Here is an 11978-nt window from a genome sequence, read left to right as displayed (position 1 = left end):
ACCGGCGCCCGGGAGAAGCCCGCGCGCCGGGAAACGACCTACATTGAGAGGGAATCCACCACGTTAATCCAGCCATGTTCACTGGCCAGCGGTTGGCCATTCAGCCAGCGACGCAGCAGGTTTAATGCCATCATGGCGCAGACTTCCTGGCGTACCGCCAGGCTGTGGCGGGTGACGCTAAACTTCACCCGCAGCGCGAAGGTGCCGTCGGGGGTGGCCAGGGCCACGTTAAGATGATCGTTTTCCTGGCCGCTCACCGCCAGGGCCAGGCCGGCAAAATGGTTAATGCGCCGCTCGGCCGCCCAGCGGGCCGCCTGCGCCAGCGTCTCCTCCTGCGCCGGGACCACTTCGCTGGCCAGCAGCGGCGCGCCGGCGCGGGACAGCTGGAGCGCCAGCAGACCGCCGGTAAACTGCTCGCTGAGCGTCAGGCTCAGCTGCCGCTCCTGCAGGCAGCGTGCAATCTGCGCCGGTAACCCTTCAGTGCCTTCGAAAATCAGGCTGTCGCCAGCCACTTTACGCACTTCCGGCCACAGGGCCAGCATGGCGTCACGCTGCTCAGCCGGTCCGGTCAGCTTCAGCTCAATGATCGGCATCGACGAGCGGTAGCCCATCACTACGCCAGGCGGTAACGTCAGCGGATTGAGGTTTTGCGCCAGCTCGCTTTCCGAGCGGCCAAAAGTGGTCAGCCGCAGGCATACCGGCGGTTCCGGCAGCGTAAAGCGCTGGCGCAGGCGCGGTAAAATCTCCTGCTCGACCATCACTTTGAATTCAGAGGGAACGCCGGGGGTGAAAAACATCAGGCAGCGATTGAGCTGGATGGCAAAGCCGCAGGCCGTGCCCACCGGGTTATTGATCATCTCGGCGCTGGCGGGGATTTCCGCCTGCTTACGGTTGCTTTCCGCCATCGGCCGCCCGCGTTCAGCAAAGAAGCGGGTCATGGTTTCCAGCCACTCCGGATGCAAAATAAGTCCTTCGCCTTTCGCGGTGGCCGCGGCCAGCGCGCTCAGGTCGTCGCTGGTTGGGCCGAGGCCGCCATTGACGATCAGCACATCCGCCTGTTCGCTGCGTTCGCGAAGAATCGCCACCAGCGCATCGAGATCGTCGCCGACGGTATTACGGCGCGTTAATGGTAAACCCTGATTAAAAAAGAAATCCGCCAGCCATGCTGCATTGGTGTCAACGATTTGACCATGCAACACTTCATCGCCAGTGGACAGCATTTCCACATTCAACATTGCTCACTCCTTGCCTGCCAGGTGGCAAATACTATAACGCAAAGCGGGAGGCTGACGAGGAGGAAAATCTGGCGCGGCAAGAAGAGACCGCGCCGGAGGAGATTAGAAGCTGGCGCTGGCGCCGATGTACGGGCCGTCGGCGATGGTGTTATCGCGGTTGCCATCTTTGCCCGCCAGGTTCAGATAGCGATAGCCTGCCTGGATGCTGAGCGGACGCATAATGGTCCAGCTGGCGCCGACGTTGGCTTCCTGATAGCTGTCAATGCCGCTGGAGAGGGAATCTGGAGAGTAGTAGTAGTCGCCATACAGACGGAAGCTGTCGCCGATTTTCCACTGCAGGCCGCCGCCGACCGCGGCCGCATAACCTTCATCACCCTGTTTCGGGTTGGTGTATACCCCTTTACCGCCCACGGTCGCCAGGAACGGCCCCAGCGGAATATTCAGGCCCAGGCCTAAACCCGCGGCGTCGCCGTCGTTATCGCTGTGCAGCCAGTTACCCGAAACAGCCAGACCGGTGGACTCGGTGCCGAAGCCGACCCCAAGGTTGGTGTAATGCTCGCCTGCTTCGCCGGTAACGCTGATCGCATGGGCCGCCGAAGAGACCAGCATGACGCCAGCCAGCGCCATAAAAATGCTTTTTTTCATTATTTACTCTATCCAGAAAATTAAAATCAAAGAAGTCCCGAAAAAACCTGAAAATTCTACTGCGCACTCGTCAGGAATCAATGACCTGGCGAAATGATTTTTCACAAGAGTGTAACCAGTTGCGTCTTTTTACAGCAATACCGCCGCGCATTTGCGAAAGAATGTAAATTTCACCGCATTCATATTCAGTAGAATTATATTTAATTAGGTTGTATTGATTGAATAAATCTATATTTACCTGCGCAATCGCCATTGCGCAGGCTGTTTGAAGGAAGCAGAAAAATTAATGGGCGAGCAAGGCCAGGCGCTCCGGCGCAAGCCCCGTCAGCTTCGCCACCAGCGCCAGATCAAGCCCGTTTTCCAGCATCGCCTGGGCAATACGTTGCGCAGCCAATTGTTCTCCCTGTTCAAGACCTTGCTGCAGGCCCTGCTGATGGCCGCGTTGTTCCAGAAACTGGGCAATGTTCATTAGCGTCTCCTTATGCAGCCGTCTGGGGACATTTTGCGCAAGATTACGTAAAAAGGCGACCGGATCGGCGGCATTTCCTGCCTGTAATAAATAGTGAAGCAGCGTCCTGAGCTGTCTGCGGCTAGTGTATCCCAGCGCCAACAGGCTGGCTAGTTGCTCCTGCAGTTCCATCATATCGCGTTGCCGGATATGCTTTTGCAGCAACTCAAGCATCGCGACCCGTCGGTGCTGCATTATTGTATCGTCAGGAAGCACCGTGATATCGATTAAGTGAAAATCCTGATTGTATACTTGCCGCGCGGTTTGCGGATGAGCAAATCCTTCCAGCCAGCACATGGGATACGGCCAGGGCGAGACTTGCCCATGATAAAAAAGCAGCGGGATCACCAATGGCAGTTGCGTATGTCCTTTATCCAGATGGCGCTGCATCGCTGCTATCGCATAACGCATCAGGCGAAATGCCATATGACGGTCCGCAGAGCTTTGATGTTCGATAAGCAGATAGATATATCCGTCCCCCGCCTGGGTTTGCAGCGAGTAAAGAATATCGGAATGGCTGGCGCGCAGGTCTTCATCGATAAAACTTCCGGACTCCAACTGCAGCGTTTGCAGATTGCATAATTCTCGCAAATGTTCAGGAAGGTGAATGTCCAGAAAATCCCGCGCCGTCGCCCGATGCGACAGTAGGTGTTTAAACACGGCGTCATGTGGGGAATGGGTGGTCCTTTCCATGGTGGCTCTCCATACGATAATTTTCGCTTAACTTATCACTCTGTAAAGCCAGCGCCGTATTTCCCTTGCGGTTTGCCGAGGCGCCTCGCAAACTGTTTCCTCGATACCCGGCCCGACTTACTGCGAAGGAGAAAAATCATGCGTCAAAGGACGATTGTTTGCCCGCTAATCCAAAATGATGGCCATTACCTGTTGTGCAAGATGGCTGCTGACCGCGGCGTTTTTCCCGGACAATGGGCCTTGTCCGGCGGCGGCGTGGAGCCGGGGGAAAGTATTGAAGAGGCGCTGCGACGCGAAGTCCGCGAGGAGCTTGGCGAAAAACTGCAGTTGACCCGTATCACGCCATGGAGCTTCCGCGACGATACCCGCGTGAAAACCTATCCCGACGGGCGCCAGGAAACGATCTATATGATCTATCTAATCTTCGACTGCGTTAGCGCCAATCGCGACGTAACGATCAACGAGGAGTTTGACGATTACGCCTGGGTGAAAGCGGATGAGCTTAAAAACTACGATCTCAATGCCGCCACCCGCCTCACCCTGAGCATGAAGGGGCTACTCTGACGCCACGGTCAGCAGGCGCAGCGTCGCCTTCAGTCCGCCCAGGCTTTCGCTGCGCGAAAGCTGCAGGTGGCTACGATGCAAACGTGCAATATCGTTAACCAGCGCCAGGCCCAGCCCGGCGCCGGGAATCGCGCCCGCGTTATCGAGGCGGCGAAACGGCATCAGCGCCTGATTAATCAGGTTTTCCTCGATGCCCGGACCGCTATCCTCCACACTTAGCGTGACGACTTCGCCATCGCGATGCAGGCTAAGCGTGACCGTTCCATATTCCGGGGTATAGCGAATGGCATTGTCGAGCAGGTTAGCGCACAGCTCCCCCAGCAGAACGCTATCGCCTGCCACATATACCGCCGACTGCTCGCCCTCGTAGCCAAGATCGATATGTTTGCTCCGCGCTTGCGCGATACGTGAAAAGCAGCTGTTGCGCACAATCTCCGGCAAGTTAATCACCGCAAACGCCTGCTCCCGCTGTTTTACCGTCGCCAGCTGCAACAACCGCTCCGTTAACAAGACCGTATCGTCCAGCGTGGCGCGCATCGCCTGCAGACTTTCGCGCCACAGTTGCGGATCGTCGCTGGCCAGGGCTACCGAAGCCTGCGTTTTCAGCACCGCCAGCGGTGTTTTCAGCTGATGGGACGCATCGGCGCTGAAGCGCTCCTGGCGGGAGATCATCACCCGCAGGCGGTCGATGTAGCGGTTGAACGCGACAATCAGCAGCCGCGTTTCCGACCAGGGCAGCAGCTCCGGCAGCGGCGTCAGCAGACCGGGTTCACGGCGCACCATCAGCGCGGAGAGCTGACGCATGGGCCGCAGCACGCGGCGCAGCAGCCAGGCTGCCAGCACCAGCGTCAACAGGACCAGTAACCCCTGCGACACCCAGGATGAGAAGAGTAATTGTCCGGCCAGCCAGCGGCGGGACTGCAGCGTTTCGGCAATATATATCTCCGCCATGCCAACGATGCCGCCTTCGTTGATGGGCTGCAGCAGGCGCGCCACGCGGATTGCCTGACCGCGATATTCGGTATGATAAAACCACGCCAGCGCCGGATAGAGCTGAGTTCGCGAGGTGGAGGGCGGCATCGCGGGCAGATCGTCATAGCCGGAAATGACCTTCCCCTGCGGGTCGAGCACCTTGTAATAGAGACGATCGTTCATATTGAGCTCGAAGCTGTCCAGCACCACCCAGGGCACATTCACCTCCAGTTGCCCTCCGCGAACCACCAGCTGCTCGGCCACCGTCCGCGCCGACGACAGCAGGGTACGATCGTAGGCTTGCGTCGCCGCCTGCAGCGCGCTGACGTAGCTGTTAAACGCGGAGAGTCCCCACAGCAGGACCAGCGGCAGGCCGAGAAACAGCAACAGTTGGGCATAGAGCGATTGCGGCTTACTCCATCTCATGGCGCTCGCACTCAAGCAGATAGCCTAAACCGCGCAGGGTGGTTATACGCACATTGCTCGCCTGAAGTTTCTTGCGCAGACGATGAATGTAGAGTTCGATGCTTTCCGGACTGACGTCATCGCTGAGACTGAACACCTGCTCGAACAGCTGCTGACGGGAAACCGGGCGGGTGCGGCGAAACATCAGCACCTTCAATAGCGCCAGCTCGCGCGGCGTCAGAGACAACATCTGGCCACGGAGTAAAAAATAGCCTTCGTCGCAATACGCCAGCTCGCCAAGCTGCTGCACCTCATGCACCTGCCCTTCGCTGCGCCGGAGCAGCGCCCGCAGGCGGGCGTCGAGCTCTTCCAGCTCAAAGGGCTTGGGTAAATAGTCATCCGCGCCGGCATTTAAGCCCTTCACCCGGTCCGCTACCGCGCTGCGGGCGGTCAGCAGCAGCACCGGCAGGGTCTGCCCGCGCTTGCGCAGCCGCTGCACCACTTCAAGGCCATCGAACCCCGGCATACCGATATCCAGCACCGCCAGCGCATATTGCTCGCTTTGCAGCAGATGGTCGGCCGCACGCCCGTCAGCGACGCAATCTACGGCAAAACCGCCCTGCACCAGCGCTTTTTCCAGCCAGTGAGCCAGCTCACGATTATCCTCGGCTAATAAGAGACGCATATCACATCCTGTAACGTTGCTGCTGCATTGAAAGGGAAATGAAAGGTAACTGTTTTAACAATCATGCAACCGAATCGCCATATGTCGGTTCACATAATCAAAAAAACCTGCCCTGTACCTGCTGAGGAAGCCTATGAAAACGCCATTTTTCCGCCATCTGAGCGCCATCGCGCTGTGCCTTTGCACCACATCCGCCTTCGCCGCAGAGGCCCCGTCCCGCACTGAATGTATCGCGCCCGCTAAACCCGGCGGCGGTTTTGACCTGACCTGTAAGCTGATTCAGGTGAGCCTGATGGAAACCGGCGCTATCGAGAAACCGATGCGCGTCACCTATATGCCCGGCGGCGTGGGCGCGGTAGCCTACAACGCCATTGTCGCCCAGCGTCCGGCAGAGCCGGGGACCGTCGTCGCCTTCTCCGGCGGCTCGCTGCTGAACCTGTCGCAGGGTAAATTCGGCCGTTACAGCGTCGATGACGTGCGCTGGCTGGCGAGCGTCGGCACCGACTACGGCATGATCGCCGTGCGCGCCGATTCGCCATGGAAAGATCTGAAGTCGTTTATGACCGCGATGGAGAAAAATCCCTCCAGCATCGTGATTGGCGCCGGGGCCTCCATCGGTAGCCAGGACTGGATGAAAGCGGCGCTGCTGGCGCAAAAAGCCAACGTCGACCCGCATAAAATGCGCTATGTCGCCTTTGAGGGCGGCGGCGAGCCGGTGACCGCGCTGCTCGGTAACCATGTGCAGGCGGTCTCCGGCGATCTCAGCGAGATGGTGCCCTATCTGCAGGGCAATAAAATCCGCGTGCTGGCGGTCTTCTCCAGTGAACGACTGCCGGGCGCGCTCGCCGATGTCCCCACCGCTAAAGAACAGGGCTACGACCTGGTCTGGCCGATTATTCGCGGCTTCTTTATGGGCCCGAAAGTCAGCGACGCCGAGTACCAGTGGTGGGTCGATGAATTCACTAAACTGCAGCAAACCGAAGCGTTCAAAAAGCAACGTGAACTGCGCGGCCTGTTTGAATTCAACATGAACGGCAAGGAGCTCGATACCTACGTTAAGCAGCAGGTCAACGACTATCGCGAACAGGCGAAAGCCTTTGGCCTGGCAAAATAATCCGCGGAGGCGCTAATGAGCGATCGTATTTTTGCCGGAGTGTGGCTGTTGTTATGTATTGGCGGTCTGTTTATCGCCTGGCAGATCCACAGCGAATACGCCTATGAACCCGTCGGCCCGCGTCCCTTCCCGCTCGGGATCATCGGCCTGATGCTGCTGTGCTCGGCGTTAATGTTGCTACGTCGCCCGGACGCCGTCGAGTGGCCGGGACGGCATGTGCTGCAGCGTCTGCTGACCATGGTCGTGGTGCTGGTGGTCTACGCCTGGGGGTTTGAATGGCTCGGTTTTCCGCTGGCCACCGCGCTGCTGACGGCGATCATTGGTTTGCTGTTCGGCGCGACGCTGCCGGCGGCGGGCATTGCCGGCGTCGCGATGGGCGTGTCGTTATGGTACGCCTTCGACACCCTGCTCGATGTCACCCTGCCCCTTGGCATCTGGTTTAATTAACGGAGGCGTTTATGGATACCTGGATCTATCTCTCGCAGGGCTTCGCCGTCGCCATGACGCCGGAGAACCTGCTGATCGCCCTGATCGGCTGCTTTGTCGGGACTATCGTCGGCCTCCTGCCGGGGCTGGGGCCTATCAACGGCGTGGCGATTCTGCTGCCGCTGGCTTTCGCCCTGCATTTACCCGCGGAGTCGGCGCTGATCCTGCTGGCGACGGTTTATATCGGTTGCGAATACGGCGGGCGTATTTCATCAATTCTGTTGAACGTGCCCGGCGATGCCGCCGCCATTATGACCGCCCTCGACGGCTATCCGATGGCCCAGCAGGGTCGCGGCGGCGTTGCGTTGTCGATTTCCGCCGTCAGTTCCTTCTTTGGCTCAATGATCGCCATCGGCGGTATTATTTTGTTCGCGCCGCTGCTCGCCCAGTGGTCGCTGGCGTTCGGTCCGGCGGAGTACTTCGCGCTGATGGTCTTCGCCATCGCCTGTCTTGGCAGCATGATGGCGCAGAACCCGCTGAAGTCGTTCCTCGCGGCGTTAATCGGCCTGGGTCTGGCGACGGTAGGGGTGGACGCCAATACCGGGGTTTACCGCTTCACCTTCGACAGCGTCCATCTCTCGGACGGCGTACAGTTTATTGTGGTGGTGATCGGCCTGTTCTCGGTTTCAGAGATCCTGTTGATGCTGGAGAGCACCAGCGGCGGACAAACGCTGGTGCGGAAAACCGGACGGATGCTGTTTAACACCAAAGAGGCCGCGCAGTGCGTCGGCGCGACCCTGCGCTCTTCGGTGGTGGGTTTCTTCGTCGGCATTCTGCCCGGCGCCGGGGCGACCATCGCCAGCGCCATTACCTACATGACGGAGAAAAAACTCAGCGGTAACAGCGATAACTTCGGCAAGGGCGATATTCGCGGCGTGGCGGCGCCGGAAGCGGCCAATAACGCCTCCGCCTGCGGTTCCTTTATTCCCATGCTGACGCTCGGCGTGCCGGGGTCCGGCACCACCGCGGTGATGATGGGCGCGCTGACGCTGTATAACATCACCCCCGGCCCGGCAATGTTCACCGAGCAGCCGGATATCGTCTGGGGGCTGATTGCCGCCCTGCTGATCGCCAACGTGATGCTGCTTATCATGAACATTCCGCTGATCGGCCTGTTCACCCGTATGCTGACCATTCCGCTGTGGTTTCTGGTCCCGGCCATCGCCGCGGTCTCCGCCGTCGGCGTCTACGCGGTACACAGCACCACTTTTGACCTGCTGCTGATGGTGGGGCTCGGGGTGCTCGGCTACATCATGCGCAAAATGCACTTCCCGATGTCGCCGCTGATCCTTGGCTTCGTGCTGGGGGAGATGCTGGAGCAGAACCTGCGTCGCGCGCTGTCGATCAGCAACGGCAATCTGGCGATCCTGTGGCAAAGCGGGGTGACCAAAACGCTGCTGGTGCTGGCTATCGCCGTGCTGGTGGTGCCGCCGCTGCTGCGTCTGCGGCGTAAACAGCGCCAGCGTCGCGCCGAAGCCAATATCGGCTAAGCCGGCGAATTGACCCATTCGCGCAGCGCGCGGCGCGAGATCTTAATCCCACCGTTCTTTAACGTTTCCGGCAGCCGCAGCCAACGCACCGGCTGCTGGAAACGCGCCAGCCGTTCCGCGCTCCATGCCGCCAGCACGCTCATTTCGCAGCCGTCATCGCATTCCACCACCGCTACCGGACGCTGGCCATATTCCGCATCGTCCAGCGGCACGACAAACGCCTGCTGTATCTGCGGATGCGCCCCGATGATCCGTTCCACCTCCTCCGGCTGGATCCCTTCCCCACCGCTGAAAAAGAGATTATCCAGGCGCCCGAGGAGAGTAAGCCGTCCATCGATGATCTCGCCGCGATCGCGGGTGGCAAACCACCCTTCGTCGTTGGTCAATGGCAACAATTGACCGTCGCGCCAGTAGCCCGCGGCCATGCTCGCCGCCCGCAGCCAGACCTCGCCGGCAACGATTTTCATCTCCCGCCCCGGCAACGCCGCGCCCACATCCGCCGCGCCGTCGGCCTCTTTAGCGCAGACGGTGGAAGCGAATTCGGTCAGGCCATAGCCGCAGTAGGTGCGTACCCCCTGCCCCCGCGCCCGCTCGGTCAATTCGACCGGGATCGCCGCGCCGCCGAGCAGCACCGCCTTGAGGGAAAGCGCAGCATCGTCATTCAGCAGGCGCCACAGCTGAGTCGGCACCAGCGAAGCATGGGTACAGCCCTGCAGCATCTGCGCCAGCGGTTGTTTATCGCGCACCGTCAGCCGCGCGCCGGCCAGCAGCCAGCGCCACATAATCCCCTGGCCGGAGACATGAAACAGCGGCAGCGACAGCAGCCAGTCATCTTCTGCGGCAAACGGCATCAGCGCCAGCACGCCGGCGGCGCTGGCCAGATGGGCGCTGGCATGATGCACTGCCGCCTTCGGCAAACCGGTCGACCCCGAGGTCAGCGTCATTGAGGCGAAACGATCCTCACGCCACGGCACAGCATGGGTTCCCGCTGTCGCCTGCAGGGTTAACGCCGGTAAATCCCCCGGCAGCGCATCGCCGTTAAGCACCAGCTGATGCTGGACGGTCAACACTGGCAGCAGTTCCTGCAGCAACGCCGTCGGCAGCTGCGGATTCAGCGGCAGCACCCGCGCGCCGCACTGCAGCAGCGCCAGCCAGGTCAGCAGCGTCGACGGCTGGTTAAAAGCCTGCAGCGCCACCCCGTGACCTTCGGTTACGCCCTGCGCGGCAAACCCGGCCGCCAGCGCGTCAACGCGGGCGCACAGGTCGCGCCAGGTCAGCGGCTGGTCATTCAGGCGCAGCGCCTGCGCCTCTCCGCGCCGCTGGCGCCAGTGCCGCCAGGGCCAGTCGCGAAAGGTCACAGCAGCGGCTCCAGCGTATCGATGCTGAGCATCGGCAGGGTGCTTTCCGGCCACGCCCGCACCAGCTGAGCGCCCATCAGCGACAGGGTGTCCAGTCCGGGGATGGTCTGCGGCGTCAGCCAGGCGGCAACCCGCGCCAGCTGGGTTAACCCGAGGCTGGACTCGATCGACGAGCTGATCACCGCGCTCAGCCCCAGCGCATGGGCCGCGGCGACCTGCTGCTGAACCCGGTGTAAACTGCCGGTTAGCGTCGGCTTGATCACCACCGCGCGCACGCCCGGCTCGGCGACGAAGCGAAAATCCGCCTCGCGCAGGCTTTCATCCCAGGCGATAGCGATCCCGGTTTCGCGACTAAAGGCCCGCGAGTCCTCCCGCGTTTTACAAGGTTCCTCAAGAAAGGCAATGCGCTGGCGATACGCCGGATCGACATATTTCGCAAACTGCTGCGCTTTCAGCGGCGTCCAGGCCCGGTTGGCATCCAGACGCAACTGCAGGTCGGGGATGGCTTCCAGCAGCAGATTAACCACCATGCCGTCGCGGACCGCCTCCCAGAGCCCCACTTTCACCTTAGCGACTTTCTCGCCGGGCATCGCCGCCAGTCTGGCGAACAGCTCATCCGGATCGCCGGAGCAGAGCGGCGCCGCGCGATAATCCGCGGCCTGCGGCAGCTCGCCGCTGAGCTCCGCCTGCGCGCAGCTGATGCCAAAGGCGACAGAGGGCAGCGCAGGAAGCGCCGGCTCCGCGCCGTCGCGCCAGGCCTGAGCCCAGGGCAGCAGCGCCGCCTCCGCCTCCGCCAGGGTCTCTGCGCTGAATCCCGGCAGGGGAGAAATTTCCCCCCAGCCCTCCCGCTCACCCTCCCGCAGGTGGATGAACAGCCCGTCGCGGGTTTTTAACCGCCGTTCTCGCAGCACCACGCCCGCGTCCATCGGTATCTGCCAGCGGTAAACCTGCGAAACGCGCATTAGGGATTCCGTTTAAATTTGCTGAAGTCCGGCTGACGTTTCTGGTTGAAGGCATTGCGGCCTTCCTGTCCCTCTTCCGTCATGTAGAACAGCATAGTGGCGTTGCCCGCCAGCTCCTGCAGACCGGCCTGGCCGTCGCAGTCGGCGTTCAGCGCCGCTTTCAGGCAGCGCAGCGCCATTGGACTGTTCTGCAGCATTTCACGACACCAGCGCACCGTCTCTTTTTCCAGATCCGCCAGCGGCACCACGGTGTTCACCAGCCCCATGTCCAGCGCCTGCTGCGCGTCATACTGACGGCAGAGGAACCAAATTTCGCGCGCTTTTTTCTGCCCGACGATGCGCGCCATATAGGAGGCGCCCCAGCCGCCGTCGAAGGAGCCGACTTTCGGCCCGGTCTGACCGAAGATGGCGTTTTCCGCCGCGATGGTCAGATCGCACATCATGTGCAGCACGTGGCCGCCGCCGATAGAGTAGCCGGCCACCATCGCTACCACCGGTTTCGGGCAGGTGCGGATCTGGCGCTGAAAGTCGAGTACGTTGAGATGATGCACGCCGGAGTCGTCCTGATAGCCGCCGTAATCGCCGCGGACTTTCTGATCGCCGCCGGCGCAAAAGGCTTTCTCACCTTCCCCGGTCAGGACAATCACCCCGATATTGTCGTCATAACGGGCATCCGCCAGCGCCTGGATCATCTCTTTGACGGTCAGCGGGCGGAAGGCGTTGCGCACCTGCGGGCGATTGATTGTGATTTTGGCAATGCCGTCGGCCGATTTGTGATAGCGAATATCGGTATAGCCTTCGGAACAATCGTGCCATTCAACAGGGGCATAGAGCATTGCTTCATCAAGAGAGATCATAGAA

The 11978-nt window shown here is 60.7% G+C and carries 12 protein-coding genes; 4 read left to right on the top strand and 8 right to left on the bottom strand.

Annotated elements, in window-relative coordinates:
* Positions 1-38 precede the first annotated feature (38 nt).
* The 3 genes from MKR05_RS17360 to MKR05_RS17350 form a co-directional block, all read right to left on the bottom strand.
* Positions 39-1235 (bottom strand): nicotinamide mononucleotide deamidase-related protein YfaY, encoded by a 1197-nt coding sequence (locus MKR05_RS17360; RefSeq protein ID WP_044524253.1) that lies wholly within the window; start codon positions 1233-1235, stop codon positions 39-41.
* A gap of 102 nt (positions 1236-1337) precedes the next feature.
* Positions 1338-1880 carry a YfaZ family outer membrane protein gene (locus tag MKR05_RS17355; protein ID WP_004201712.1) on the bottom strand — a complete coding sequence of 181 codons (543 nt, stop codon included), beginning with the start codon at positions 1878-1880 and terminating at the stop codon, positions 1338-1340.
* A gap of 283 nt (positions 1881-2163) precedes the next feature.
* Positions 2164-3081 carry an Rpn family recombination-promoting nuclease/putative transposase gene (locus MKR05_RS17350; protein WP_085551283.1) on the bottom strand — a complete coding sequence of 306 codons (918 nt, stop codon included), beginning with the start codon at positions 3079-3081 and terminating at the stop codon, positions 2164-2166.
* Positions 3082-3219: 138 nt separating this feature from the next.
* Here MKR05_RS17350 and nudI point away from each other — a divergent pair, with 138 nt between their 5' ends.
* Positions 3220-3645, top strand: a complete 426-nt coding sequence (gene nudI, locus MKR05_RS17345) for a nucleoside triphosphatase NudI (RefSeq protein WP_044524255.1) — start codon at positions 3220-3222, stop codon at positions 3643-3645.
* Here the strand turns inward: nudI and MKR05_RS17340 are convergent.
* Positions 3637-5043: a sensor histidine kinase gene (locus MKR05_RS17340; protein ID WP_044524256.1), complete on the bottom strand. Its 1407-nt coding sequence runs from the start codon at positions 5041-5043 to the stop codon at positions 3637-3639. The two genes, nudI and MKR05_RS17340, sit on opposite strands and share 9 nt — an antisense overlap.
* Positions 5030-5707 (bottom strand): transcriptional regulator TctD, encoded by a 678-nt coding sequence (gene tctD / locus MKR05_RS17335; RefSeq protein ID WP_032453566.1) that lies wholly within the window; start codon positions 5705-5707, stop codon positions 5030-5032. The genes MKR05_RS17340 and tctD overlap by 14 nt, the downstream gene beginning before the upstream one ends.
* 133 nt (positions 5708-5840) lie before the next feature.
* Between tctD and MKR05_RS17330 the strand changes: the two genes are divergently transcribed.
* The 3 genes from MKR05_RS17330 to MKR05_RS17320 are packed head-to-tail and all read left to right on the top strand — an operon-like array spanning position 5841 to position 8797.
* Positions 5841-6821: a tripartite tricarboxylate transporter substrate binding protein gene (locus tag MKR05_RS17330; protein WP_023290500.1), complete on the top strand. Its 981-nt coding sequence runs from the start codon at positions 5841-5843 to the stop codon at positions 6819-6821.
* A gap of 15 nt (positions 6822-6836) precedes the next feature.
* Entirely contained in the window at positions 6837-7268 is a 432-nt protein-coding gene (locus MKR05_RS17325; protein WP_023290501.1) for a tripartite tricarboxylate transporter TctB family protein, read from the top strand.
* Between the two features lie 11 nt (positions 7269-7279).
* Entirely contained in the window at positions 7280-8797 is a 1518-nt protein-coding gene (locus MKR05_RS17320; RefSeq protein WP_023290502.1) for a tripartite tricarboxylate transporter permease, read from the top strand.
* Here MKR05_RS17320 and menE read toward each other — a convergent pair.
* The 3 genes from menE to menB are packed head-to-tail and all read right to left on the bottom strand — an operon-like array spanning position 8794 to position 11974.
* Complete coding sequence (gene menE / locus MKR05_RS17315; RefSeq protein WP_284118415.1) at positions 8794-10155, bottom strand: o-succinylbenzoate--CoA ligase; 1362 nt, start codon at positions 10153-10155, stop codon at positions 8794-8796. The genes MKR05_RS17320 and menE overlap by 4 nt on opposite strands.
* The gene (gene menC / locus MKR05_RS17310) at positions 10152-11117 is read right to left on the bottom strand and encodes an o-succinylbenzoate synthase (RefSeq protein WP_080901567.1); all 966 of its coding nucleotides are present in this window, start codon (positions 11115-11117) and stop codon (positions 10152-10154) included. The genes menE and menC overlap by 4 nt, the downstream gene beginning before the upstream one ends.
* The gene (gene menB / locus MKR05_RS17305) at positions 11117-11974 is read right to left on the bottom strand and encodes a 1,4-dihydroxy-2-naphthoyl-CoA synthase (protein WP_004201730.1); all 858 of its coding nucleotides are present in this window, start codon (positions 11972-11974) and stop codon (positions 11117-11119) included. Before menB ends, menC begins: the two co-directional genes overlap by 1 nt.
* Positions 11975-11978 lie beyond the last annotated feature (4 nt).

The organism is Klebsiella sp. K5-204 (assembly GCF_030128585.1).
Lineage (GTDB): Bacteria > Pseudomonadota > Gammaproteobacteria > Enterobacterales > Enterobacteriaceae > Klebsiella > Klebsiella quasipneumoniae.
The sequence above is the reverse complement of the archived record's forward strand: the minus strand, read 5'-3'. Positions and strand labels throughout refer to the sequence as shown.